The organism is Priestia koreensis (genome assembly GCF_001274935.1).
GTDB lineage: Bacteria > Bacillota > Bacilli > Bacillales > Bacillaceae_H > Bacillus_AG > Bacillus_AG koreensis.
Genome location: NZ_LILC01000013.1, coordinates 469,270 through 494,602, shown reverse-complemented (window position 1 = coordinate 494,602; position 25,333 = coordinate 469,270). Strand labels below are relative to the sequence as shown.

Genomic DNA, 25,333 nt, shown 5'->3' with positions numbered 1-25,333 from the left:
CATGTGTTTTTCAATTCTTCTTTTTACTATTCTGCAACGAACATGAAAAACCTTGATGATCTCTCAAATAAAACGTGATAAAAGGCACCGTGGCTTGAGATCCGATCATCAACACAACAAAAGCGCTCATTCTCCGAAAAGGGAATGAGCGCTTTTGTGCACGACCATAAATGCCGTTAGTCTGATTTTAAGTTCTTTTTAATGTACTTAACAATCTTACGAAGCTCTGTTGTTGAAGGGCGACCGAATGGGCCTGTCTGGCGCTGCTGATATAGTAGTTTTCCTTTTTCATCAACAAGGAAGTAAGCGGGCTCTCCGTGAGCACCGTGATCCTCGTACGGCGCATCTTCACCGTGGTAATACACGTCAAATGAATTAATCGCTTCTAAGCTCTCATCTGATAGCATTGTGAACGATAAGTTTTCTTCTTCTGAAAAGCTCTTTAAGCTGTCTAACTTCTCACTAGAAATCGTAATTAAATGGACGTTTTCGCCTTCAAAGAATCCTTTGCTTTCCTCAAGGTCGTTTAGCTCACTTTTACAAACCGGACACCAAGATCCTCGGAAGAACACGATAAGGTGCCAGCTTTGATGCTTGTCCTGGTGTTCGCTAAAAGAAAACGTTTCTCCTGTTACCGTTGGAAGAGTAAAGGATGGGATTTTGTCGCCTAATTGAAATTTTGTCATGTTTAATTCACTCCTTTGTTTTAGTAGTACCCGTAATTGAACGAGGTGCAAACCATCCGATGTGCTCGAAATGATGTGGAAGACGTTTTAACAATAAGAGGTGGCAGGGAATAGGGATAAAGTTAGGTCGCTTTTAGCCTTTAATGTGCAAAAAGAACGCTTCGAATAAAGAGAGGCCTTTGCGAATGAGAATCTTTTTCAATTAATCATTGACGTCAGACATCTTCTTCTTTATACTTATAAGTGATAATAATTATCAATATCAGTACTGATTTCGTTTCATGATGGATTACGTACAACTATTTTACATACTAATAAACTTACATAAGGACTTAGGAGGACGTAGACATGAAAGTACATACATACGCAAAAAAATGGGCTATTGCAGCTGCATCAGTCGTGTTAGCAGGTGGACTCGCTGCGTGCGGAAATGGCAGTGACCAAAGTTCAGGTGATAAAAAAGAAACACATACGTTAACGATTTATAGCGGTCAGCATAAAGAAGTAACGGATGCGCTAGCGAAAGATTTTACAAAAGAAACGGGCATTAAAGTAAAAGTTCGCGAAGGGTCTAGTAATGAACTTGCTCATCAAGTAGCAGAAGAAGGGAAAAACTCACCTGCGGATATTATTTTTACAGAAGAAACGGCTCCGCTTGTGATGCTGGGTGAACAAAACTTATTAGAAAAAACGGATTCCAAAGCACTGAGTAATGTGGACAAGCAATATGAAGATCCAGACGGGAAATGGGTCGGATTACTCGCACGCTCTCGTGTTGTCGCATACAATCCGAAAGAAGTAAAAGAGAGCGAGCTTCCAAAGTCCGTATTTGATTTTGCGAAACCAGAATGGAAGCAAAAAGTGGCATTCGTTCCGACGAGTGGGGCATTCACAAATCAAATTTCTGCCATGATTAAGCTGTACGGGAAAGATAAAACAAAAGATTGGTTAGAAGGATTACAAACATACGGGAAGCAATACAAAAACAACAAAATGGCGTTAGATGCAGTTGAAAAAGGTGAGGTCGGCGTTGCGCTTATTAACAATTACTACTGGGATAATGAAGCGAAGGAAAAAGGCGCAGACAACATGAATTCCAAGCTGTACTACTTCGGTAATGGAGATATTGGCGATATGATTTCATTATCCGGAGCAGCAATCGTAAAAGCGAGTGATAATAAGAAAGACGCACAAAAATTCATGGAATTCGCGACAGATGTGAAGGGGCAGCAAGCATTAACAGAAGCGAGCTCACAGTATCCGTTAAATGCGAACGTTGATACAAAAGGAATGAAGCCTTTTTCTGAATTGAACCCGCCTAAAAATACGCTAGACTTAGGGAAATATTCTGATGGTGAACAAGCATTAGAACTTCTTCAAGAAGTCGGGTTATTATAATGAAGCTAGTCGAGCTATTTAAGGGAAAGGGGCCGCAGCGAAGAACATCGCTGTTGCTCCTTTTACCTGTTTTTTTATTTATTTTCATTGCTTGTCTACCATTCTTATACATTATCATTCGTGCACGTGAAGCAGGTTGGGAAACCGCGATACACCTTATTTTTCGCCAGCGCGTGTATGATCTCTTAAAAAATACGCTGTTGTTAGATGTTACCGTCACCATTACGTCGATGGTCATTGGCGTAGCCACCGCTTGGTTCATTGAACGCACAAACCTGTGGGGAAAACGAGTCTGGAACGTACTTATTACGCTTCCATTTGCTGTTCCAGCTTTTGTCTCGAGCTATAGCTGGGTGTCACTGAGTCCAATTTTTGAAGGGTTCTTCGGCGCATTCGTCGTCCTCACTCTATACAGTTATCCTCTCGTTCATTTACCAGTCGCAGCGGCACTACGCGGGATGAATCCTTCGTTAGAAGAAGTGGCACATTCGTTAGGATACGGGCCATGGAAAACCTTTTGGCGCGTTACCTTTCCTCAAATGCGACCTGCCTTGTTTGGGGGAGGATTATTAATTGCTCTGCACACGTTAGCGGAATTCGGGGCATTGTCATTACTACGTTTTGATACGTTTACAACCGCTATTTTTGATCAATATACGATGGCCTTTAACGGAGCTTCGGCTGCGATGTTAACGACCGTGTTGCTATTTTTATGCTTATTATTTATTGGTCTTGAGCTCTATATAAGAGGGAAAGCAAAATACACTCCCGTCGGAAGTGGCGTGTCCCGCGAGCAGGAACAGCGATCACTAGGAGCCTGGGCGCCGTTGGTGCTTGTAGGATTTTTGACGCTAACTGTAATTGCCGTAGGAATTCCACTTGGAAGACTAATCTTCTGGCTTTTAAATGGATCTTCTGCTCAATTTCCATTAGTAGAGATGGGACACAATCTGCTCACAACATTATCTTACGGTCTAGGGGGAGCTGTAGTGACAGCGCTAGTAGCCCTGCCTCTTGTGATGCTGTCGCTTCGTTACCGAGGCTCACTGTCCGTCTTGTCAGAACGCGTTCCCTATGTCGTTCATAGCTTGCCTGGTCTTGTTATTGGATTAACGCTTGTCTTTTTTGCTGTAAGATATATGAACCCTATTTATCAAACATCGATTTTACTAGTCGTTGCCTATGTACTGCTGTACGTTCCACTTGCTCAATCATCGATCCGTGCTTCCTATGAGCAGGCACCAGAGCGGATTGAAGAAGTTGCAAGAACGTTAGGGAAACGCCCTATTACGGTCTTTTTCACCGTAACACTGCCGCTCATTCTTCCGGGAATTGGTGCAGGTATGGCGCTCGTTTGCCTAAAAATTATGAATGAGCTTACGGCAACGTTGCTACTGAGACCAACAGGTGTTGATACACTCGCTATCAAGGTGTGGCAACACACATCAAACTCTGAGTTTGCAGCGGCAGCACCGTATGCAGCGCTACTTATTTTAATTTCGAGCTTACCTGTATATGTGTTAACAATGCGCTCGTTTTCAAGTAAAAGGAGAGAAACGTTATGACGGCATTATCAATTAAAAATCTTTCAAAAAGCTTTGATGGCGTAGACGTGATTAAAAACGTAGCGTTTGACTTGCCAAAGGGGAAAATGCTGGCGATTTTAGGGCCATCAGGATGTGGAAAAACAACGTTGCTACGAAGCATCGCAGGATTTGAAATTCCTCATTCAGGAGCAATTAAAATCGGTGACCAAGAAGTGTTTAACGAACGTCGTCATCTCGCAGCGGAGAAACGGAGAATTGGATACGTGCCACAAGAAGGGGCGTTATTTCCGCATTTAACAGTCGCGCAAAACGTCGCGTTCGGGTTACCACGAAACTCAAGACGAAACGAACGAGTACTCGAAATGCTTGCGCTTGTGGGAATGCAAGGGTTTGAGAAGCGCATGCCGCATGAGCTTTCCGGAGGTCAGCAGCAGCGTGTTGCCCTTGCGCGTGCACTCGCACCTGACCCTGCGCTTTTATTACTTGATGAACCGTTTAGCGCCTTGGACACAGGATTACGAGCAAAATTGCGAGAAGATATTAAGTATGCGTTAGAGAAATCGAATGCAACCTCGATTATGGTTACTCATGACCAAGAAGAGGCATTCTCAATGGCAGATATTATTGGGGTAATGAGAGATGGTGACCTTATTCAAATTGCCGAGCCAAACGATATTTATACCAATCCGAAAGACCTGAACGTTGCTACGTTTGTTGGAGATGCTATACTTGTAGACGGACATGCAGAGAATGGCTATGTCGATTGTCCGCTTGGCCGGTTGTCACATCAACAAAAATCAGTGGAAGACGCTCGTGTAACGGTTATGATTAGACCAGAGCAATTAACGATTGAAGAAGGAAGAACAGCCACAGTCCTAAAAACAACCTATTTTGGTCATGACTCCTTAATTGATATGACTATTGGAGAACAGAACGACATGTGTTCGGTTTCTATACGCGTGTTAGGAAAACCTAATGTGCAAAAAGGCGACGAAGTTGGTCTCCGAGTAAACGGTGATGTGGTGATCTACGAACAACAAAACAGCCATTAATGTATATCGAACTTGAATGTGCCTTCTTATCTCACCTGTGGCGACAACGAAGCATTTTTATAAATGGAACGGGTTTAAAAATATAAATTAGTAAAAGAAAAAGGGTTGTCCATAGTAGCTAGGACTACTATGGACAACCCTTTTTTAAAATGCTGTGCATTAGTTTTAAAACTTTATTTGTTGAAGCATTTTAATGAAGTTTGGGTCTCGATGAGAGAAGAACAAACTTTCTTTTGTATCGAGCGTTGCAATGGACTGCATGTCCTCGTGACTTAATTCGAAGTCCATAATGTCAGCATTTTCGATAATTCGTTCTTTGTGAACGGATTTTGGAATGACCACAATCCCTCGTTGATTGAGCCAACGAAGAATGACTTGTGCAACAGATTTTTGATGCTTTTCAGCTATTGAGACAAGCAATTCATTTTCAAAGATATTGTTTTTTCCTTCCGCAAATGGACCCCATGACATAATTTGTACATCGTGCTCCTTCATTACGTCATTGCTTTCGACTTGCTGGCAGAAGGGGTGCGTTTCGACCTGATTTACCGCTGGTACGATTCGATTATGCATAATCAAGTCTACTAGGCGATCTGGGTAGAAGTTGCTTACGCCGATCGCTTTAATTTTGCCCTCGTCATATAACTCTTCCATTGCACGCCAAGAGCCATACACATCTCCGAACGGCTGATGAATTAAATATAAGTCAATATAATCGACTTGTAGTTGCGTTAATGATTTCTGAAACGCTTTTTTTGCTTTTTCATACCCAGCGTCTTGAATCCAAAGCTTTGTGGTAATAAAGATTTCTTCTCGTGGAATTCCACTGCGTCTAATTGCGTTTCCTACCGCTTCCTCATTTCTATAAGCAGCAGCCGTATCAATCAGTCGATACCCAGCCATAAGCGCGTCATAGACGGATTGCTCACATTGTGTGGCATCGTCAATTTGATACACTCCAAATCCTACTGCTGGCATTTTGACGCCGTTGTTTAAAGTAACGTGTTGCATACAAAATTCCTCCTTACTTTCAGTTCCGTTGAGCAGCATCGTATTTTGATGCGCTATAAGAATCCTATCACCTTCGAGTAACACGAAGTCAACACTTTTAGTAAGATTTTATATTGATTGATCAAAAAAACTCTGGATGGCTTTAATAGTTAAATTGTCTGTTTTCGGAAAGTACTTGCTGGATTCATATTATCTGGTGTTACCCCATTTAAAATATCTTCATAATGCTTTACTTTATCGATCATAAAAGTTGCTCGATCCTGTGCTTCTTTTAACTGCTGAAGAACGTTCTCTTTTTGTTCTAATAGGATTTCGTGGCGCTGTGTAATCGTAGATGGTCCTTGTAGGCATAAATCGATATAATTTTTAATCGCTTCAATAGTCATGCCGCTTTCTTTCAGGTATTTGGCTCCTTTTAGCCAACCAATAGATTCTTCATCAAATAATCGAACGTTGTTTTTATCACGCTGTAAACTTGGAACGAGCCCCTGATCTGTATAATAGCGAATGGTGTGTTCAGTAAGATCAAGAAGCTTAGCCACTTCTTTTACGGTATACACAAGAATGCCCTCCTAAAAATAGTTGTTTTTTTTAAACGCTTACTGTATCAATAATTGGTGATTAAGAGATCTATTTACGTTTCCTGTTAAATCATAACAAAGCACATCATGACTTCAACATGATGTGCTTTTATTTAAGCATTATACGAAATAAGCTCTTTGTTTCGACGTCGGTACCACATAAGAATGATACTACCAATTAAGCAAACGGCTGATACGAGCTGCGCAATGCGAATATGTGACGTAAGCATTAGGCTATCCGTTCGCATGCCTTCTACCATAAAGCGGCCAATCGAATACCATGCAAGGTAGGTAAGGAACATCTCGCCGCGTTTCAGATTCGCTTTTCGAAGGGAAAGTAAGATAATAACGCCTACAATGCTCCATAGCGATTCATATAAAAAGGTAGGTTGATAATAGGTTCCGTCAATATACATTTGATTAATAATAAAGTTCGGTAGGTGAAGAGACTCTAAAAAACTTCTGCTTACAGCGTCGCCGTGTGCTTCTTGATTCATAAAATTTCCCCAGCGACCGATTGCTTGTCCTAGAAGGAGGCTTGGTGCTAAGACGTCAGCCATCTTCCAAAACGAAAGATTTTTCTTTCGACAAAATACAATTGCAGTCACAACGGCACCGATAATGCCCCCGTGAATAGCAATTCCTCCGTGCCACACGGCGATAATTTCGCTCGGATGCTGTTTGTAATAGCCCCACTCAAACGATACGTAATAAATACGTGCGGTAATGATAGCAATCGGAAGAGCAAACATAATAAGATCGATAATAGCATCGGGATTAATGCCCCTTTTTTTACCTTCCTTGATTGCAATTATTAATCCTAATAAAGCGCCCATGGCAATGATGACGCCGTACCAATGAATTTCTAAAGGCCCTAAATGAAGAGCAATTGGATTTAACGGTTTAATTTGATCAGACAAGTGAATACTCCTTTCTGTGTTGCAGCCACAATTGTTTCGTTGTGTATGTATTCATTATAATGAATTTTAAATAATAGCGAAACCCAAAACATAACAAGACAATTGTTTTTAGAAATAGTTAAGTATGAGATGCCAACGCTTGTGAAAGGCTCGATTTTATATCAATGCCTTCAAAAGCCATGCCAAGACGAATCGCACCTTTTGCGATTTCTTCTCGAATTCCGCAAAGAATCGTCTCAGTTCCAACTAGTCGGAGAGAATCAATTAATTGAAACAGCTGATGGCCAACTATTCGATTTACAATGACAACGCCGGATAGATCAATATACAGCTTGGAAATTTGTGTTTTTGTACATTGTTCCAATACGTTGTCTAAAATCATTTTAGCGCGTTCATCATCGATTGTTCCAACAAGGGGAAGCAGCGCATTATGCCCCTTCAAATGAATAATGGGGGTGCTTAATTCATTAATAAGTTCTTGCTGTGCCTCTAGTCTTATTTGAGCAGCCTGATGAGATTCTTGTGAGAAGGCAAAAATGATGTCATCAAATGTGGAGGTAATGACGTGCTCCCACACCCGTGCTAGTGGTTCTGTGACGTCTTCTTTATGGTTGGAAATATATTCGTCAAGAAGGGTAAAGTAGAGCTCGCGATTTTTCATGAACTCTCGAACGACGAGATGAAGAGGAGTGTGCTGGTACTTCACATCTTGGGCCACCTTTTTAATCCATGGACGAAACCTCTCGTTAAAATCACGTTGGCTGAGTAGAAACACTTCGCAAAAATGGAGCTGGAATTCATCATGCTGTTCCTTTAACTGCTTGATAACGATAGGATCAGTAGAAGAGTAAATGCCTTCATCACCACATTTGCTTAAGGAATTGTACCATTTGTCTGTGAGCTCTGGGATTTTGTCTACTAAAAAAGTATATAACGTCTGATTTCTGTGCATAGCGCCTCCGTGGTACGTAGTATTTAGTTGCTGTTCCTATTCCATCATATACTTCATGTGATCAAAGCGCCAACCGTAAGTCTTATAGATGTTGAGATAAGAGGGGAAGTTTTTCAGTGAAGATCGTTAAGAGATAAAAGAGCCTCTAGTTTCCTAGGGGCTCTTGGTTTAGTTAATTAATTAATTATAGACGGAGAAGCACTGCGAATTAGTAATTCAAACGGCTGAATGTTTTTGCTGAATGTCGGTACGTTTTGTAATTGTTCCGCTTCTTCCACTAAAGTGACAACTAAGTCATTAAAAGGTGTTTCAATTTCTTTGCCCTGTGCCATTTTTGGAACAACGCCATTAATATATTGCACCTCTGTTTTGCGTTTCTTTTCTAAATCTTGAAGCATGCTTGCTTTTAGTAGTCTAGAAGGTTCCATGACTGCACGAAGTGTTTGAACACGATCGGGGATGTCATTGTCACTTGTCAGTTCGAGTGAAGCGATATCAAATCCATTCATTTTCGCAAACGTCACGTGATTGGCATGTCCTACTTTAATCGTTTCATCTGCAATATGAACGGCACTCACAATACCTGTTTCGCTATCAAGAACATCTCCATATTCACCGTTTAGCGCAGCAGACAATCCGCTAAATGCATTGTTGATCAGAAGTTTTGACCATTTTGTTCCGACCAAGTTGTCTGAGATATGCGTACCGCCCACAAGGTCTAAAGCAGATTTAATACGCTGAATTCTTTCCGTTGTTTCTCCGTTTAACTCGCCGATTTGGAACGCATATTTTTTGAATTGCGTATATTCTGTTGTCAGTCTAGAAACACCTGGCTCGATAAATGTGGCACCAAATTCAACAGAGCCCGCAATGACGCGATCCGCTCCGACAACAGATGCAACGCTTTGCTCAGGTATACCGTTCTGTAGAGAACATACGACACTATCATCATGTAAAAATGGTAGTAGTTCTCTTAAAATCGTTTCGTTGTACAGTTGCTTTGTTAATAGTAATACCAAATCATATGTTCCAGATTTGTTTTCCGGCGTAATCGCTTTTACGTTGGAGTGAAATTCCGTTGTTCCGATCACGTTTGCGCCGCTTGTATTCAACGCTTCTACATGTGCTTCGTAGGTATCAATTAACTCGACGACCATTCCACCATCAGCTAAATACGCACCAACGATTGTTCCTAATGAACCAGCACCTAAAACAGCAATTCTCATTTTGTCTTCCTCCTTATTTTTCCTCTAGATAGTTATAAACAGGTTGTGCAGCATTTAGCGTCAAATCAGTAAGGATATGAGATGCTGAAACAACTTCTAACACGGGTAGATCGGCAAGCGGCGCTAGAGCGTGTTCAAACAGCTGAAGTCTTGCAGGACCCGTCCATGCTTCCTTGATCGTAACGTCAGTGATTTGTGTTCTTACTAAATCACAAATGCTTAAGTTACCAACATAGTCTGTCGTCATTTTGACCATAAAGGTCGGACGACAAATTTCTTTTTTCGCTTGTTCTTTATCTGTTTCAACGTGCTTATAGCCCATCGTTGCATTTGCGATGCGCATCGTTCCGTAATCAAGTGTTCCGACAAGCGTATCAGAATCGATATATAGTTTTGGTGAGCCAAGCTTTTTCGGATAGGCGGTAAGTTCACGTCCGCTCGCAATAGCAGGGAAGTTATCAACATACATTGAATGAATGTAGTCACCTTCTTCACCGTTAAAACGAACGGGAATCACTTGACCGGATTCCGTATAAGCGCCAAGCCCAGACACATCAGGCATCCACATCACTTCGAATTTGACGAGTGGCTCGATTATTTCAAGTGGTTCCGGAACAGCTTCACGAAGCGCTTTTTCATCTGTACGATATGTAATCGTCAAATACTCACGATTAATAAATTTATAGGGTGGCATCGGATAAGCAGGTGCGGTCAACGGTGTAGTTAGATTTTTGGCAATGTTGCTTACATCAATTTTCATGGTAGAACAGGACACCTTTCTCATTTGAATGAATCGTTTAATGTTTGGTAACTCTTCAGAAATAGCATACACCGAATTTTACATTTAATCTAATACATAATAAATTATATATATATTTATTAAAATAAATGAAAAGGTGAAAGCAGTGGAACTACTTCAACTAAAATACTTCCAAACGGTTGCCTACACGGAGCATATTTCAAAAGCCGCCAAACAATTAAATATCGCGCAGCCATCGCTAAGCTTAACAATTAAACGACTTGAAGATGAGCTACAGACGAATTTGTTTGATCGAAAAGGAAGAAACATTCAGTTAAGTTCATCAGGAAAAATTCTCTTAAAGCATGTGAATCGAATTTTTACAGAAATTGAAAATGCGCAAATGGAGATTAAAGCAGAAGAACATGAAAAGCTAAATAGTATTAAAATATCCATCTCTAATTCACGATTTCTCACAGGGCTGATTAGTGGATATATTAATGAGTTTCCACACTCAAAGATTCTTCAAGGGATTGGCATAAGAGATGAAATTATGACGAGCTTGAAAAAAGGGGAAATTGACCTTGGGATTACAGGTCACCCAATTGAAGATGACGAAATTGAGAGCCATGTTCTCATTGACGAAGATATTGTACTTGTCTTGCCTTATGGGCATCGATTAACAGGAAAAGCCGATATTTCACTGCGTCATGTTTCAAATGAGGTCTTTATTACACTTGCCAATAATGAAGAGTACAGCGACTTTACAACGATGCTTTGCGAAAAAGCAGGATTTACACCGACGATTGCCTTTGAGGTCGATTCGAGTCTGCTTGTGGAAATTATCAAGCTTGATCAGGGAGTGGCGCTTCTGCCTATTTCCGTTTGCAAGGCGCTCGGGTTAAATTACATTAAAATTAAGGATAGCGCTGCTACGTACTCAGTGGGGTTATCATGGTTAAAACACAAACGTTTATCTTCTGCGGTCAGCGCATTTCGGGATTTTATCGTTTCATACTACAGCGATCATCATCACTTGTTTAAAGCGTGAAGGTAAGGTGGGGTAGAAACAGATTTTGTATACGTAAACGTAAAAACTCCCTTTTTTGTAAAAGAGGGAGTTAAAGGTTAAAAGCTTCAATGGCCTATTCCACCAGGATTCTCTATCGCTCACAAAACAGAGGAGACAACTAGTTGTTAGGAGAGGTGTGGGGAAGAGGGAAATGTATAAATCGTTCTAACATTAGTTTTGTTGCTTGTTTAATCGCTCTTCTACGTCATGAATCTTTTGTTCAATACGATCTAGCTGTGTTTTTCGCTTCTTATTTGAGCGGAAAAAAGTCACGATGAAGTAGATTACAAATACGAGAAGTGCGAGAAAGACGAGCTGATAGATAGCATCTCCTACGTTAAAAGTACTCAATAATGATTCCTCCTTTTTTTGAATACATTCTTATTTTACTTTAGATAAGAAGGAAGAAAAAGATAATTGAGAAAAGAATGCAAAAAACCAAGCTTAGGAGGATCTGAGCTTGGTTTTTTTGTAGAGCGTTCAGTAGGGAAGTTACATTAACATTGAAGTTACTGGGATAACTCCTCCTATAAGTAATACGAGAACATTGCCTAAAACACCGACAAGTTGCAGCTGGCCTTTTGTGCACTTGAAAGCCAATAACACACCTGAAATTGATAAAAGAATAAGAAGAAAAACAAGCGCTTTTCCGGGTAAAAACTCAACGGTGCGTCCAAATAATGAAGCAATGTAAATGAACACGGAAAGAACGAGGATTAAAACAGAGGTTAATCCGAACTTTTGCACGTTTATCCCACCTTTCTGTTAGTTAGTAATCCAATACCCTAAGACATGGTTTCTAATACTCCTAAATGCTAGATGTGATAGAAGATTAGGTAGTGGGAAACAACAAACGAGCGACAGGAAATTTCTGTCGCTCGTTCTTTTTGGTGAGAAGAGTAGACGCTACATTTATGATGTGGGAGCAGGGTTCTGCCCAATTTTGATGCGGACAAGCGCGTAAGGTTTTTCGCGTAAATCTTTTCCGTAGTGAAATCGCGCCTGACGGTGAAGCTGATTGACGATAACGTATAAATATTGATCAGGTCCAATCGAGAGGGTATCAGGCCATAACAAAGTAGGGGTATGGACAATCGTTTCGATTTCTCCATTAGGACGTATTTTACGAATGGCGTTGTGTTCATAATCACCTGCATAAATATTGCCGCGTGCATCCGTAATCATGCCGTCTGATGCGCCTTTTTCACCCCAGTACTCCACGTGATACAGCAATTCATGATCAAGAATGCGCTGATCTCTTAGCACCTCTGTGGAAATGGCAAAAAGGTGCCTACTTGAAAGGGGACAAAAGAACAGCTTTCGACCATCGGGGGAAATAGCGATACCGTCTGATGCCATTTGCAGCGGCTCCGTCTTCCCGTCCTTGCTACGATCCATTAATAGTACTCCTTCTACTTTTGGAACAAAGTAAGGATCGGGTGAAGTTGATTTAGCTCCGTCTAAGCGGCGAAAAGCGCGCCCGTTCTCTAAATCTACGATAATAATACCCGCTGATCCTGAATCCGTGATGTACGCGTAGCCAGCTTTACCAACACGATAGTCAATACGTACGTCATTTAAATAGGTTTTATCGAGCACAACGTTTGGTTGAAACGTATACGAGCGCTTTATTTTATTTGACTTTAAGTCAATGGCAACGAGTTTTGCCCCACCTTTCATCGGCTTTGAAAAGTTCGGTGAGCCCGTGTCCAATACCCAAAGCGTGCCTCTTCCATCGGCTACAACGCTTTGAACGCTAATAAACGTAGCGGAAGGCTGAACTTTATCATTGCTCGTATTGACCTCGAGATTTGGATAGGCTTTTAGCGTTCCGTTTACAATTTCTCCGACCGTAAACGGAACATCGTCACCCCACTTTGGAAAACAGACGAACATTCTTCCCGTTTCTGATATCGTCACACCCGTTGGCATAGCGCCAGAAAACGTATGAACAACCTCAAGCTGCCCAAAAAACTTCTCGCTTGGCAACATAAAAACTCCTCCTCGATAAATGCAGATATAACTTATATATGTGAGGAGATGGATAGTGGTGCCTGGGCGACAAGATAAGGAAAATGGTTAATAAACGAGAGAAAATGATCGATAGGCAAAAAGAAATGACCGATTGAAACGAAAAAGTGATCGATAGACAAAAAGCAGTAAACGATTAATTCGAAAATATAGCAGGCAACGTTAAAAATGAGATTTAGCAATGAAATCATGTATATGAAAACTTTATCTTGACAATAATTGACGTATTATTTAAAATTTATAAAAATATCTAACAAACGTAGAGAAGGAATAGTAAAATAGTCAATTTCTTTCCAGAGAAGATGCCGTTTGGTGAGAGGCATCTAAGAAACATTATTTGAACCTGCCTTTGAGTTCTATGCAAAAAAAGCATAGCGGTTAAATACCGTTAACATGTGAGAGTGTAAAGCGTTGCTTTAAATTTAGGGTGGTACCACCGTTTTTGGTCCCTATATTAAAGCAGCGCTTTTTTTATTTTTAACTAACCGAGGTGGAAAAGATGAGTGAGAAGCAGTTTGTCAAAAGTATTACGAGTCGAGATGAGGATTTTGCGCAGTGGTATACCGATATCGTCACAAAAGCGGAGCTTGTCGATTACTCAAGCGTTCGCGGCTCAATGATTATTCGCCCATATGGCTATGCGATTTGGGAAAATATTAAAGCAGAACTTGATCATCAAATTAAAGCAACCGGGCACGAAAATGTGTATATGCCGCTTTTAATTCCAGAAAGTTCTCTTCAAATTGAAAAGGATCATATCGAAGGGTTTGCACCAGAAGTGGCATGGGTGACACACGGTGGAGACGAAGAGCTCGCAGAACGTTTGTGTATTCGCCCAACGTCTGAGGTGCTGTTCGGTGAACATTATAAAAATATCATTCACTCTTATCGTGATTTGCCAAAGCTGTATAACCAGTGGGCAAATGTTGTTCGCTGGGAAAAAACGACGCGTCCATTTTTACGCACTCTTGAGTTTCTTTGGCAGGAAGGGCATACGTGTCATGAAACGGAGGCAGATGCTGAAGCTGAGGCGCGAAAAATGCTTGAAGTGTATGCGTCCATTTGCGAAGACTTTTTAGCTATTCCAGTTTTAAAAGGCACAAAAACCGAAAAAGAAAAATTTGCAGGAGCAAAGCATACGTATACGATTGAAAGCCTGATGCCGGACGGAAAGGCGCTTCAGTCCGCTACGTCACACTATCTTGGAGACGGATTTGCGAAAGCGTTCGGCATTCAGTTTAGTGACCGTGAAGGAAAGATGCAGCACGTTCATCAAACATCATGGGGCTTTACGACGCGAATTATCGGGGCCTTAATTATGGTTCACGGAGACGATCGGGGGTTGGTGCTGCCACCAAAGGTTGCACCAACACAGGTGATCATTGTGCCTGTTGCACAGCATAAGGAAGGGGTGCTCGACTTTGCTTATAAGCTAAAGGACCAACTTGGAAGTCAATTCCGTGTCAATCTTGATGCGAGTGATAAAAAGCCAGGGTGGAAATTTAACGAGTATGAGATGAAGGGTGTACCCATTCGTTTAGAAGCTGGACCACGAGATATTGAAGCTGGTCAAGTTGTTCTTGTAAAACGTGATACGGGAGAAAAGATTCAGACGCCGATTGCGTCTGTGGAAGAAAAAATTGGGGAGCTTCTTGAGGATATTCAAGATAACTTAATGAAAAAAGCCACTGCTTATAGAGAAGACCGTACAAAAGTCATTCAAACCTATGCAGAATTCAAACGCTATTACGAAGAGGAAAATGGGTTTGCTCAAGCAATGTGGTGTGGAAAGCGCGAATGTGAAGAAAAAATTAAAGAGGAAACGAGTGTAACCTCGCGCTGTATTCCGTTCAAACAAGAACAGGTGGCTGATACGTGCGTGTATTGCGGTGAGAAAGCCAAACATCTTGTGAACTGGGCGAAAGCTTATTAATAAGGTGAAAGAAAGTGGCAATAGAAGCCTCCTTAATGTGGGGCTTCTATTTATTTAATGATAAAAGTTGCTTTTCATACGAGCGCAGTGTTAATACGATCTTTATTGGAGAAGCTATTGTGTATAAAGAAATGTTTTTGCGTAAAAATGTAGGCATTTCGATTGGAAAAAGGAACGAGACCTAGATTTGGCTCACGTATACATGTTATCCTGTAAACTGTCTGATTTTTGAACGGGCACATTTTAATAAGAGGAGGAGCAAGGCGTGTTAAAAGAGTTTAAGGAATTTGCCTTGAAGGGCAATATTTTTGATTTAGCGGTCGGTGTTGTTATTGGGGCAGCTTTTGGTAAAATCGTGACGTCACTAGTTAATGATGTGATTATGCCATTAGTTGGATTGTTGCTAGGGGGCATCAATTTTTCAGGATTGGAATTTACGGTTGAAAAAGCGACCGTTAAATACGGAGCGTTCATTCAATCGATTGTTGATTTTGTGATCGTCGCGTTTTCGATTTTCTTGTTTATCAAATTAGTAAGCAAGCTGAAACGAAAAGAAGAAGCAAAACCAGAAGAACTCGCTGAACCAACGCTTACAAAAGAAGAGGAGCTGTTGACGGAGATTCGTGATTTACTAAGAGGCGAATCGTTGAAGGAACGGTCGTAATTTTACATAGTAAGTAAATAAGAATAGATCTTCTTGTCTTTAAGAAGAAAAAAGCCGCGCTTCATTTATAGAAAAGCGCGGCTTTTTTATAACCATGTGTTTAGCTCGTACGTTTTTAACTTTCCTTTACAAGATCAGCCGTGGTTACAGAAATAACCTGTTGAAGATCAGATAACGAAAGCTCGACTTGATGCCCGACCTTACCAGCGGAAAAGAAAATGGACGTAAACGTTTCTGCCGATTCATGAATGAACGTTTTGAACGGTTTTTTCATGCCGATCGGAGAGCAGCCTCCGTGTATATAGCCTGTAAGTGGAAGAAGTGCTTTTTGAGGAATCATATCAATCGACTTCTCTTTAGCAGCCTGTGCACCTTTTTTTAAGTCTAACTCTTGATCAATTGGTACCATAAATACATAATGTTCGTTTGACTTTCCAATCGTCACAAGCGTCTTAAATACACGGTGAGGGTCTTCTCCAAGAGAACGAGCCACCTCGGCACCACTTGTAGACTTGCTGTCAAACGAATAATGATTGTAAGCAACGTTCTTTTGGTCCAGCACGCGCATGACGTTTGTTTTTTCTGTTTTTTTGCTCATTTTTATCACCTACCTGTTATAGAAACGAATGAAATGTAACAATGTCTGTTTGAGATCCGATTAGAAAAGTAGCTTCTCTCACGCATAGCTCTATTATAACCACGTTTTTCTGCTTATTGTAAAATGTTTCACTCCTAGAGGGATGCGCGTGATCATCACCGAATAATATAGAAGTATAAAGGCCAATTCGGCTACACAAAATGATAAAATACGGCGCAGAAAAAGAGGGATAAAACATGAATGAGCATACAGTGGCAATTTTAGTAAGAGATACGTTTTCTTCAACAGTAGAGGCATGTCAAAAGTTAAAGGTGCAAGGCTATGTGTTACCAGTCAATGAGCTGTGGAACAGCGTGTTGGTACACGGTGAAGAAGCAGAAATTGAAGCTTGTGCAAAACAAATTTCAAAAAAAATTGATGGTTTTGCCTTTTTTTATTTTCACGCGGAAGACTATGGTTGGTTTTATCAGCTATACAAGGACGGCGAAAAAGAAGCAGAAATGTATCTGAGCTATGATAGCGAGGGAAATGACTGCAAACGAGCAAATTTTTCATTGCTAAGAAGCATTGCGTCATTAAAAGAACCCATTCATACGTTACAAGGACTAGAAATGAAGCAGAATGAAGCGTATGCACTAAACTATTTTAAACAAGGATTTCGCTTTGAAGACGTTCGTTTTCTTTCACATGCCGTAGTGAGCGGTTGGCCTATTGAAGCCCTTGCTCAGGCAAGAGGTCAACTTATCTCGTAACCGATAAAATCCATGAAAAGAGTGTTCCTTTTTTAAAAGTGAAGACTCTTTTTGCGTCTTATCGAATATGTACGATTACGTAGAGAACAACGTTACATAGCCTAGCCCTCTTACATAGGATAACACTATACAAAGATGTAGAAGGGCAGGAAGCTTATGTATTACATTCCATATTACTATCCGTATTACACAGTCCCAACGGGTTATTATGACAGCAGGCAGTATATTCAATACGCATATCCTTATGATCCTAGAAGCAAGCAGGGGGGGCAAGATTATGGACCCTCCCCGTATGTAGTAAATATTAATAAAGCAGCGAAACAAAATCAAAATTACCGTACAACTATATGGACAGGAAATCATTTGCAAGTAACGTTAATGAGTATTAATCCTGGCGAGGACATTGGACTTGAAATTCATCCAACTGTTGACCAGTTTTTACGTATTGAGCAAGGTCAAGGAATTGTGAAAATGGGCAAAGTGAAAAATCAGCTAAACTTCCAGCGCAAGGTGTTTGACGACTCGGCGATTATGGTACCAGCAGGAACGTGGCATAATGTAGTGAATACAGGAAATGAGCCGCTGAAATTATATTCGATTTATGCGCCGCCGCAGCATGCAAAAGGAACCGTTCATAAAACAAAAGCGGATGCGATGAAAGAAGGACATTAAAAAGGAAAGGGATGGTTGGTTCAGTAAGGAGAGCCAATCATCTCTTTTATTCTTTGAGATAGGTATTTCTTGCCTGTGACAAAATACCCATGATATCCTGAGAGAAGGCGATTTACCGTTTATGTGCGTTCTATAATAGATACGACAGAACAAATCACGGTATTTTTCCAAGGAATAATTCAACATAATACAAAATCGACTACTACTTTTCTTGTGAACGAACGTTTTACATATGTCCATTTATAATCTGGTACTATTTGGTGGGATTTATTGTTGAAGTAAATAAAGGTGGAATTCTATTGGTAGCTATTCAATCAGTTAGTACTCAAAAAAGAGTTACGAAAGAAGCATTCGAAGAAGTTAAGCATCAACTATCAGATTCTTCTAAACTTATTTTGTATTTTGCAAGTACCGTGTATGATTTTAACGAATTATCATGCCTTTTTGCTCAGTATTTTCCTCGTACGGAAGTGGTAGGTCTCACGACAGTTGGAGAAATAAACAAAGACGGATTTTCTGAAAATAGTTTATCTGCTCTTTCCTTTTCAGGAAGTGAGTTTAAAGCGCAAGCAGTTTTGATGGATAATATTGAAAAATATCCAATTCTTTATCGAGAGGAACTCATTCAAGCTGCTGAGAGAGTAGGAATCGATCGAAAATCGCGATTGATCGAAAAACAAGGCCTAGGATTGGTGTTTCCGAACGGTTTAATTGCTGCTGAAGAGCGTATGCTTTCTATTGTGAATTCTATTTTTCCACATGAGGGTTTTCCTTTGTTTGGAGGTACAGCAGGGGATGATGCTAAGTTTGTGGAGACAAATGTTTCGGTGAATGGCGAGGTTTCTAGTAAAGCTGGGGCTGTGGTATTTGTCAAAACGACAGACGATATTCAAATCTATAAAGAAAACATATTTCAAAGCACAGGCAAGCAGTTAAAAATCACAAAAGCGAATACGGAAAGTCGTGTTGTGTATGAGTTTAATGGTCGTAAAGCTTCTGATGAATACGCACGTCTATTGGGTATTTCTGAAAGTCAGTTGACTCACTATTTTATGACGAATCCATTAGGGCGTAATATTGACGACCAAATTTGGATCGCTTCACCGTTTCAAGTGAATGGAGACGGTTCTATTCAATTTTATTGTCAGTTGTTTCAAGATTCTATAGTGGAGATATTGGAACCGAAAAAGGTAGTGGAAACAGTAAGGGCATCTATTCGGCACTTTAAGGAGGGATTTGCGCATTTAGAGGGTGTATTGGCTGTTAACTGTATTCTACGCAAGCTACAGTTTCAGAATCAAAAACTAACCACGGACCTAAATCGTGAAATGAGTCAATTGCCTAACCTATCTGGTTTCTCAAGTTATGGTGAGCAATTAAATAAAACGCAATTAAATCAGACAATGATTCTATTAGGCTTTGGAAAACGGAAATAGGAACGGGGAAAGAAATGGATTTACTATCGTTGTTTAAACAGAAAAATGTAGAAGAACAAATAAGAGAATCTGCCAAACGTTTAAATCAAGAGGAATACGAAATGGTTATAAAGGGCGTAGAGGATCTATTAGGGTTGTTAAAGGAGGGAAGTCATAAAAACTCACAAAAAGATAGTCAAATCACAGAATACGTTTCTAAGGTTCAGACAAGCATGGAAGAACAAAGTAAAGAACTTGAAAAAACGGCAGACAATATTCAGCAAATTATAGAAACGACACAAACGATTAATGTCATCACGAGTGAAGTAGGAGAAAAAAGTTTAAGTAATATTATATTGGTTCAAGAAGGATATGAAAGTATTCATTCTCTTACTCAACAAATGGATTACATCAAAAATGTTTTTAAGGAATTTGAGCACACGATTGTTCATTTGCAAAAGGAATCAAAAGAAATTTCTAATTTTGCTAATGTAATAGAAGCTATTGCGGAACAAACGAATCTCTTGGCTTTGAATGCTAGTATTGAAGCAGCGCGTGCGGGTGAGCATGGTCGTGGATTTGCAGTAGTGGCGGACGAAGTTCGTAAATTAGCTGATCAAAGTAAAGGGGCACTCGTTGAGATTAAGGGGAAAGTTCAGACGATTATTTCACAGGTATCCGGTTTGTCTGAGGATGTAAAAGAACGTATGGATGATATTGAGTCAACTAAATCTATGACAGATGACACTAGGAACTATTTTAGTAAAATCTATTCTTCTCAAGAAGAACTAAATGAGAAAATGCAGGAAATCAAAAAATCTACTGTTATGACCCTAGCAGAGATTACAACATATTCTCAAAAGCTAGATGTGGTGTTGGACGGGTTTTTAAGCAACAATTCCCGCATTAAAGAATTACACCTCTTTTCTCAGGATAAGTTTGTGTTCTCCACAGAAACGTTCTCATATATCACTCAATTAACGTTCCTTTTAGAAGCAATAAAAAAAGGAGAGTTATGACGATAAACAAAAAAAAGAACATACTCCAATACGGTTGTCAGAAATGTTCTTTTGCTTCTAATTTTTCGCCACCTATTTTAAAAACACCAAGATTCCTTTGGTGTTTTATTTTTATACGCAGTCATTATCCTCTTAAAACTCTTTCTTCGTAAGTACATTTTATTAATAGGTGGTAGGACTCTCATTTCTTTATTGAGGGAGTGATTTACATAAAAAAGTACACCATTCATCTTTTTTATTGTCTGAGTGGTGTACTACTAGTTGTATTACGTAACACTTTTTTAAGGATGGTGTTCTTTTAGTGGAAGGCTTATTCCACCGTCAAGGCTTGAGAAAGGCTAGCTTTTGTAATGACCTTATCAAAAGAAAGACCTAGCTGAACAGCCGTTTGCGCAATCTCAGCACGAATACCTGACAGAATCGTTTCAACGCCAATCAAGCGCAGCGCATCGATAAGCTGAAACAGTTGGTGAGCGACCATTGTGTCGATAATGATAACACCAGACAGATCAATATATAACCGTGTTACGCGCATTTTCGAACATTGCTCGAGCGTTTTTTCTAAAATCATTTTTGCACGGGCAGTGTCGATATCTCCTACAAGTGGAAGGAGAGCCGTATAATGATCTTTTAAGCTAATAACAGGAGAACTCAGCTCATTAATCATTTCCTGCTGGGCTTCAAGCTTTAAGGAAGCCATGTTATGCGTTTCTTCTGCAAAACGAAGAATCGCTTCGTCAAATGTTTGCGTAATAAGGCGCTCCCATGTTTTGAGCTGATCAGCCGTAACATCAGGATGAAGAGTAGCGAATTCTTCTAAAAAGCCAAAATATTGCTCTCTCGTTCTCATAAACTCGCGAAGAATGAAATGAATAGGCGTACTTTGATGCTCTGGATCTTTCGCTACTTTCTCTATCCACGGCTGAAATTTCTTAAAAAAAGCGTCTTTTTCTAAAATGAATATTTCGCAAAGATGCAAGTGAAATTCAAAGTTTTGCCCCTTTAAATTCTCGATAATGGCAGGGTTTGTTGAAGAATAGACACCTGTTGGGTCGTTTTTGTTTAAAGAAGCATACCATTCTTCCGTTAGCTGTTTGGCTTTACTAAGTAAAAAGGAATGCAAGGTTTTATTACGATGCATGTCGGTCTCCTCCATGAAAAAAACAATAATAGTGCTCATATTATAATTCATTAACAGGACTTTTTCACTACTATTTTTTTGGTAATGTGCCAGAGTCATGTTGTAGCCATTCATCAGGGAGAGAAGTGTGAGATCCCTGACGTGTATACATATAAATTGGGACTTCTTGTAGTGGAATCGTTTCTACTACTTGTAATTGGCGATGTTGAACGGGTAAAAATGCGACACCTTGTCCTTGTTCGACAAGTTCTTCAATGAACGAGTAGGAATCGATTTGTTTTAGTTGGGTGACGGAAATCTTCTCCTTCTGCATGTATTGAAGCGTGTGGTTCCGAAATGGACATTCGGGATCATGACTGACGAAGAAACATTCTTTAGTCACATCCACATGTTGATGTGCAGCTATTAATCCGGTTGTTAAGCTTGTTTGATGAATAATTTCTAGTGATGGATCGGTATACATACTATAGGTGATAACGAGATCAACATCACCATTTGTGAGAAGAGATTTCAGCCGTTGAGTGGGGTGCTCATAAATATCATAGTCGCTCAATTGAGCACGAATACGACTACGCAAATAGGCAGATAAAATGGATGGGGAAGTAGCAATACGGTGGATCTGTTCCTGCTGATGAATTTGATCCTTTGCTTCTTCAACCAACTGTAAAATGCGATTTGCGTACTCTAAGAGTACTTCACCAGGCGGTAAAAGTAAAACCCCTCGATTAGTTCGTTCGAAAAGTGGAGAATGAACGTCTTCTTCAAGGCGCTTAATACGATCTGTAATATGAGGCTGTACATATCCTAGTGCTTTTGCCGCTCTGCTCATCGTTCCGTGAGTGACAACGGCACGAAAAATTTCTAAATCTTGTAGTTCCATTTCATTCGCTCCTTTTATTGCTATCAGTATAAATGATAGCAGTCATCATTTACACCTATTTTATCAAAAAGCGATGCTGCATTATGCTAAAAGAGACCAAAATAGAAAGTGAGTGAATGCAATGATTGCCATGCGATATAAAATCTCTTTACCTGATGAATACGATATGCAAGAGATCGTAAAGCGAGTCGAACATAACGGACATAAAACGGATGGGTTTCCTGGATTAAAGCTGAAAGCCTATTTAACGACTGAAAAAGGAATAGACGGGAGTAAGATGAATTCCTATGCACCTTTTTATCTTTGGGAAGATCATGAAGGAATGAACACGTTTATTTATGAAGGGTTTTACGATAACATTCTAGATTCATTTGGCTGGCAGTCTATCGAGATTGGTGTGCCACTGAAGAGCGACCTGAAGCAAAATATTGCCATGAGCGGATACGTAGTGGAGTATGAAGGGGTTATTAAAGAAAGCACCTCTTTAAAGCAAGCTACATTTCCACTGGTAACCTCGTATGTGAAGAGTGGAGAAAAGGCGCTAGGAGAAATGGTCATCTACAATCCCGACAAGTGGGGGTATAGTCAATTTTGTTTTTACAAGGAAAAACCAGATATCGCTCTATCACAAGGCATAACGATGTATAAAGTGTTACATCTTTCAGACTAACAACAAATCACCCCCTAGTGAAGACTAGGGGGTGTTTCTGCAAGTAAGCATTTCATATCGATAGCGTATTCAGCTTACCAGCGGCCTCTGCGACGTTTATGGTGACAGTCTTTACAACCGTCTGGCTCGCCTGGATCGATAATTTCGTTAATGGTTTCTTCTTCGTATACGTGACGTGGTACGTAGCGAATGTGTTCTCGGTTGATGCGTTTAATAGGGTGAACATAGATAACTTCTTTCTCAGTATACGTATCACACACGATATACTCTGGATCACAATACACGACTTTTTTCTTATCGTTATCATGGCATCTTTTTCGGTTCATTTCTCTTCACCACCTTATACTCTATTAGATGCGCTAACCGTTCTTTTGGTGATAGACGAAGTGATCAATTTAGTAGATTTATCAGCACAGGATAGCTGGTAGGACAAGATATTGAACTAGGAGAAAAATAGTGGGGAAATGAATGATTAAAAAATGTTCATTCAATTTTAATGTAAAATTAGTCATTTGCTTATGGCTTTGTAAGGATAATCATTTACGGTATAAGGGTAAGAAAAGTTGTCGTGAGTAGAAGGTAGGCATAAATAATAGGAAGTGATCAATGAGGAAAGAGAAGTCATTCATTTATCAGAACATTGGTTATGAATTGCAAAAAAAACCATAGAAACGTATAATGACAACTTGAATATAAAAAATAGGTTGTATAAAAAGTGCAACAATGACGTAGGAAGCTACGTTATGACAGAGAGATTTGAAACAGAAAGAAGGCGTTATAAGTGAACTACGAGCTTTACAAATGGATTCATGGTTTTTCGGGTCATTCCGAGCTGCTAGACAACTTTATGATTTTTTGTACAAAAGGTGCCATCGCTATTTTAGCAATCATGCTTTTATTTATCTGGGTTGCAGGTAAAACAAAGCACCGGAAAAGCGTATTATACGCAGGTATAGGCGGAGTGATTGGCATTATTGTGAATATCCTCATTTCTCATATCTACTACGAGCCGCGGCCATTTGTTACCCACAATGTCCAACCGTTAATTTCTCATGCAGCAGATGCTTCATTTCCAAGTGATCATACGACAGGAGCTTTTTCAATCGCATTCATTCTTTGGCTACGCCATCGTCGCATCGGAACAGTCGCGATTATTTTTGCAGCACTTGTCGGACTCTCAAGAGTTTGGGTAGGCGTTCATTACCCATTTGATGTACTTGGCTCAATCATTGTTTCGATTCTTTTAGCGATCGTTGTCATGAAAAGCTCCAAACTGCTTGATCCATTTATTCGAAAAATCGTCTTTATTTATGAGCGAATAGTTGGAGTGAAAAAAGGAACATCACGTCATAATATGTGAAAAAAAGTCCGTAACGATACTAGTTGCGGACTTTTTTATTGAAGAATCATGTTATACAGAACATAATTAATACATATACTATGCGTTTTTGTAATTAAAAGGGGGAGACAAAATGGAATGGGAGCAGTTGGAGTATTTTCAAACGCTTGCACGAATGGAGCATATGACCAAGGCGGCAGATGTATTATCAATTTCACAGCCTGCCTTAAGTAGGTCCATTGCACGATTAGAAAGCCATCTAAACGTGCAGTTGTTTGATCGGCAAGGAAGAGTCATTAAGCTTAATAAGTATGGACAGATGTTTTTAAAAAGAGTAGACGCCATGATCAACGAATACGAAAAAGGAAAGAAGGAAATTCAGCAACTCTTGCAGCCGGATCAAGGGGAGATATCGTTTGGATTTTTACATACGCTGGGCGCTTTTTTTGTACCTGATTTACTGGCTTCTTTTCGACAGCATTATCCCAAGGTTCAGTTTCAGCTTCAGCAAAATCATTCCTATTGGCTTCTCGAAAAACTAAAGACAAATGAGCTTGATTTGTGCGTGTTCGCTGCCATTGAACCGGCTAAAATGATTCACTGGGTTAAATTGTGGAGCGAGGATCTATTTTTATTTGTTCCAAGTGGACATCCACTCGCTGAACGTGATGAGGTAGACCTAAAAGAAATTGCTGAGGAGCCGTTTATTTTGTTGAAAAGCGGCTATGCGCTCCGATTAACCGTCGATGAGCTCCTAGAAAAGGAGAACGTAAAGCCAACGATTATTTTTGAGGGAGAAGAAGTGTCAACGATTGCTGGTTTTGTTGGTGCGGGGTTAGGTGTATCGATTTTACCTGATGTGGAAGGACTTGATCATCAAAAAATAACGAAAGTAAAAATGAAAAACCATACAACACGTGAAATTGGGATGGGATGGCTCCAAGGAAAATATCTTTCACCTGTAGCGGAGAAATTTAAGGAATACATTCTGTCTTACAGCAAGCATCGTAGTGAAAACAAGGAGAAAATCTAAAA

The 25,333-nt window shown here is 40.0% G+C and carries 27 protein-coding genes and 1 other annotated feature; of the genes, 13 read left to right on the top strand and 14 right to left on the bottom strand.

The window, feature by feature from the left end; translation table 11 throughout:
• Nucleotides 1-176: 176 nt before the first annotated feature.
• Nucleotides 177-686 carry a peroxiredoxin family protein gene (locus AMD01_RS11710; RefSeq protein WP_053401584.1) on the bottom strand — a complete coding sequence of 170 codons (510 nt, stop codon included), beginning with the start codon at nt 684-686 and terminating at the stop codon, nt 177-179.
• A 348-nt stretch (nt 687-1,034) separates the two neighbouring features.
• Here AMD01_RS11710 and AMD01_RS11705 point away from each other — a divergent pair, with 348 nt between their 5' ends.
• Genes AMD01_RS11705 through AMD01_RS11695 form a run of 3 tightly spaced genes read left to right on the top strand, consistent with a single transcriptional unit; the run spans nt 1,035 to nt 4,683 of the window.
• Nucleotides 1,035-2,084, top strand: coding sequence for an extracellular solute-binding protein (locus tag AMD01_RS11705; protein WP_053401583.1), 1,050 nt, complete (start codon nt 1,035-1,037; stop codon nt 2,082-2,084).
• Nucleotides 2,084-3,649, top strand: coding sequence for an ABC transporter permease (locus AMD01_RS11700; RefSeq protein WP_053401582.1), 1,566 nt, complete (start codon nt 2,084-2,086; stop codon nt 3,647-3,649). The genes AMD01_RS11705 and AMD01_RS11700 overlap by 1 nt, the downstream gene beginning before the upstream one ends.
• Nucleotides 3,646-4,683: an ABC transporter ATP-binding protein gene (locus AMD01_RS11695; RefSeq protein WP_083446525.1), complete on the top strand. Its 1,038-nt coding sequence runs from the start codon at nt 3,646-3,648 to the stop codon at nt 4,681-4,683. The genes AMD01_RS11700 and AMD01_RS11695 overlap by 4 nt, the downstream gene beginning before the upstream one ends.
• 165 nt (nt 4,684-4,848) lie before the next feature.
• Here the strand turns inward: AMD01_RS11695 and AMD01_RS11690 are convergent, their stop codons facing one another.
• From AMD01_RS11690 to AMD01_RS11665, 6 genes are all read right to left on the bottom strand, one after another.
• Nucleotides 4,849-5,694 (bottom strand): aldo/keto reductase, encoded by an 846-nt coding sequence (locus AMD01_RS11690; RefSeq protein ID WP_053401581.1) that lies wholly within the window; start codon nt 5,692-5,694, stop codon nt 4,849-4,851.
• Nucleotides 5,695-5,843: 149 nt separating this feature from the next.
• Nucleotides 5,844-6,254 (bottom strand): MerR family transcriptional regulator, encoded by a 411-nt coding sequence (locus AMD01_RS11685; RefSeq protein ID WP_053401580.1) that lies wholly within the window; start codon nt 6,252-6,254, stop codon nt 5,844-5,846.
• A 134-nt stretch (nt 6,255-6,388) separates the two neighbouring features.
• Complete coding sequence (lgt, locus tag AMD01_RS11680; protein WP_053401579.1) at nt 6,389-7,195, bottom strand: prolipoprotein diacylglyceryl transferase; 807 nt, start codon at nt 7,193-7,195, stop codon at nt 6,389-6,391.
• A 118-nt stretch (nt 7,196-7,313) separates the two neighbouring features.
• Nucleotides 7,314-8,147 carry an STAS domain-containing protein gene (locus AMD01_RS11675; protein WP_053401578.1) on the bottom strand — a complete coding sequence of 278 codons (834 nt, stop codon included), beginning with the start codon at nt 8,145-8,147 and terminating at the stop codon, nt 7,314-7,316.
• A gap of 176 nt (nt 8,148-8,323) precedes the next feature.
• The gene (locus AMD01_RS11670) at nt 8,324-9,373 is read right to left on the bottom strand and encodes a ketopantoate reductase family protein (RefSeq protein WP_053401577.1); all 1,050 of its coding nucleotides are present in this window, start codon (nt 9,371-9,373) and stop codon (nt 8,324-8,326) included.
• Nucleotides 9,374-9,386: 13 nt separating this feature from the next.
• Nucleotides 9,387-10,133 carry an acetoacetate decarboxylase gene (locus tag AMD01_RS11665; RefSeq protein ID WP_053401576.1) on the bottom strand — a complete coding sequence of 249 codons (747 nt, stop codon included), beginning with the start codon at nt 10,131-10,133 and terminating at the stop codon, nt 9,387-9,389.
• A 145-nt stretch (nt 10,134-10,278) separates the two neighbouring features.
• Between AMD01_RS11665 and AMD01_RS11660 the strand changes: the two genes are divergently transcribed.
• Nucleotides 10,279-11,163, top strand: coding sequence for a LysR family transcriptional regulator (locus tag AMD01_RS11660; RefSeq protein WP_053401575.1), 885 nt, complete (start codon nt 10,279-10,281; stop codon nt 11,161-11,163).
• A gap of 192 nt (nt 11,164-11,355) precedes the next feature.
• Here the strand turns inward: AMD01_RS11660 and AMD01_RS11655 are convergent, their stop codons facing one another.
• The 3 genes from AMD01_RS11655 to AMD01_RS11645 all read right to left on the bottom strand — a co-directional run bounded on the left by AMD01_RS11655 (nt 11,356) and on the right by AMD01_RS11645 (nt 13,176).
• Entirely contained in the window at nt 11,356-11,535 is a 180-nt protein-coding gene (locus AMD01_RS11655) for a hypothetical protein (protein WP_053401574.1), read from the bottom strand.
• 141 nt (nt 11,536-11,676) lie between these two features.
• Nucleotides 11,677-11,931: a hypothetical protein gene (locus tag AMD01_RS11650; protein ID WP_053401573.1), complete on the bottom strand. Its 255-nt coding sequence runs from the start codon at nt 11,929-11,931 to the stop codon at nt 11,677-11,679.
• Nucleotides 11,932-12,096: 165 nt separating this feature from the next.
• Nucleotides 12,097-13,176, bottom strand: a complete 1,080-nt coding sequence (locus AMD01_RS11645) for an L-dopachrome tautomerase-related protein (protein ID WP_053401572.1) — start codon at nt 13,174-13,176, stop codon at nt 12,097-12,099.
• A 290-nt stretch (nt 13,177-13,466) separates the two neighbouring features.
• Nucleotides 13,467-13,669 (top strand) — a binding site (T-box leader).
• A gap of 45 nt (nt 13,670-13,714) precedes the next feature.
• On the opposite strand from AMD01_RS11645, the gene proS reads away from it, so the two are divergent.
• Together proS and mscL are read left to right on the top strand one after the other, a co-directional pair.
• The gene (gene proS, locus AMD01_RS11640) at nt 13,715-15,148 is read left to right on the top strand and encodes a proline--tRNA ligase (protein WP_053401571.1); all 1,434 of its coding nucleotides are present in this window, start codon (nt 13,715-13,717) and stop codon (nt 15,146-15,148) included.
• A 265-nt stretch (nt 15,149-15,413) separates the two neighbouring features.
• Nucleotides 15,414-15,812 carry a large conductance mechanosensitive channel protein MscL gene (gene mscL / locus AMD01_RS11635; protein ID WP_053401570.1) on the top strand — a complete coding sequence of 133 codons (399 nt, stop codon included), beginning with the start codon at nt 15,414-15,416 and terminating at the stop codon, nt 15,810-15,812.
• Nucleotides 15,813-15,927: 115 nt separating this feature from the next.
• Here mscL and ybaK read toward each other — a convergent pair whose 3' ends face one another.
• Nucleotides 15,928-16,410 carry a Cys-tRNA(Pro) deacylase gene (gene ybaK / locus AMD01_RS11630; protein WP_053401569.1) on the bottom strand — a complete coding sequence of 161 codons (483 nt, stop codon included), beginning with the start codon at nt 16,408-16,410 and terminating at the stop codon, nt 15,928-15,930.
• A 236-nt stretch (nt 16,411-16,646) separates the two neighbouring features.
• On the opposite strand from ybaK, the gene AMD01_RS11625 reads away from it, so the two are divergent.
• From AMD01_RS11625 to AMD01_RS11610, 4 genes are all read left to right on the top strand, one after another.
• Nucleotides 16,647-17,162, top strand: coding sequence for a hypothetical protein (locus tag AMD01_RS11625; protein ID WP_053401568.1), 516 nt, complete (start codon nt 16,647-16,649; stop codon nt 17,160-17,162).
• Nucleotides 17,163-17,318: 156 nt separating this feature from the next.
• On the top strand, nt 17,319-17,834 hold the full coding sequence (locus tag AMD01_RS11620; RefSeq protein WP_053401567.1) for a cupin domain-containing protein: 516 nt from the start codon (nt 17,319-17,321) through the stop codon (nt 17,832-17,834).
• A gap of 299 nt (nt 17,835-18,133) precedes the next feature.
• Nucleotides 18,134-19,270 carry an FIST signal transduction protein gene (locus AMD01_RS11615; RefSeq protein ID WP_053401566.1) on the top strand — a complete coding sequence of 379 codons (1,137 nt, stop codon included), beginning with the start codon at nt 18,134-18,136 and terminating at the stop codon, nt 19,268-19,270.
• Between the two features lie 14 nt (nt 19,271-19,284).
• Nucleotides 19,285-20,268, top strand: a complete 984-nt coding sequence (locus AMD01_RS11610) for a methyl-accepting chemotaxis protein (protein ID WP_053401565.1) — start codon at nt 19,285-19,287, stop codon at nt 20,266-20,268.
• A 310-nt stretch (nt 20,269-20,578) separates the two neighbouring features.
• Here AMD01_RS11610 and AMD01_RS11605 read toward each other — a convergent pair whose 3' ends face one another.
• Nucleotides 20,579-21,409 (bottom strand): STAS domain-containing protein, encoded by an 831-nt coding sequence (locus AMD01_RS11605; RefSeq protein WP_053401564.1) that lies wholly within the window; start codon nt 21,407-21,409, stop codon nt 20,579-20,581.
• Between the two features lie 70 nt (nt 21,410-21,479).
• Nucleotides 21,480-22,289: a LysR family transcriptional regulator gene (locus tag AMD01_RS11600; RefSeq protein ID WP_053401563.1), complete on the bottom strand. Its 810-nt coding sequence runs from the start codon at nt 22,287-22,289 to the stop codon at nt 21,480-21,482.
• 121 nt (nt 22,290-22,410) lie between these two features.
• Here AMD01_RS11600 and AMD01_RS11595 point away from each other — a divergent pair, with 121 nt between their 5' ends.
• The gene (locus AMD01_RS11595; RefSeq protein ID WP_053401562.1) at nt 22,411-22,959 is read left to right on the top strand and encodes a DUF4865 family protein; all 549 of its coding nucleotides are present in this window, start codon (nt 22,411-22,413) and stop codon (nt 22,957-22,959) included.
• A gap of 74 nt (nt 22,960-23,033) precedes the next feature.
• On the opposite strand, the gene AMD01_RS11590 is transcribed toward AMD01_RS11595, so the two are convergent.
• Entirely contained in the window at nt 23,034-23,285 is a 252-nt protein-coding gene (locus AMD01_RS11590; RefSeq protein ID WP_053401561.1) for a hypothetical protein, read from the bottom strand.
• A 455-nt stretch (nt 23,286-23,740) separates the two neighbouring features.
• Here AMD01_RS11590 and AMD01_RS11585 point away from each other — a divergent pair, with 455 nt between their 5' ends.
• Nucleotides 23,741-24,319, top strand: coding sequence for an undecaprenyl-diphosphatase (locus AMD01_RS11585; protein ID WP_053401560.1), 579 nt, complete (start codon nt 23,741-23,743; stop codon nt 24,317-24,319).
• 112 nt (nt 24,320-24,431) lie between these two features.
• Entirely contained in the window at nt 24,432-25,331 is a 900-nt protein-coding gene (locus AMD01_RS11580; protein ID WP_053401559.1) for a LysR family transcriptional regulator, read from the top strand.
• The last annotated feature ends 2 nt before the right edge of the window (nt 25,332-25,333 follow it).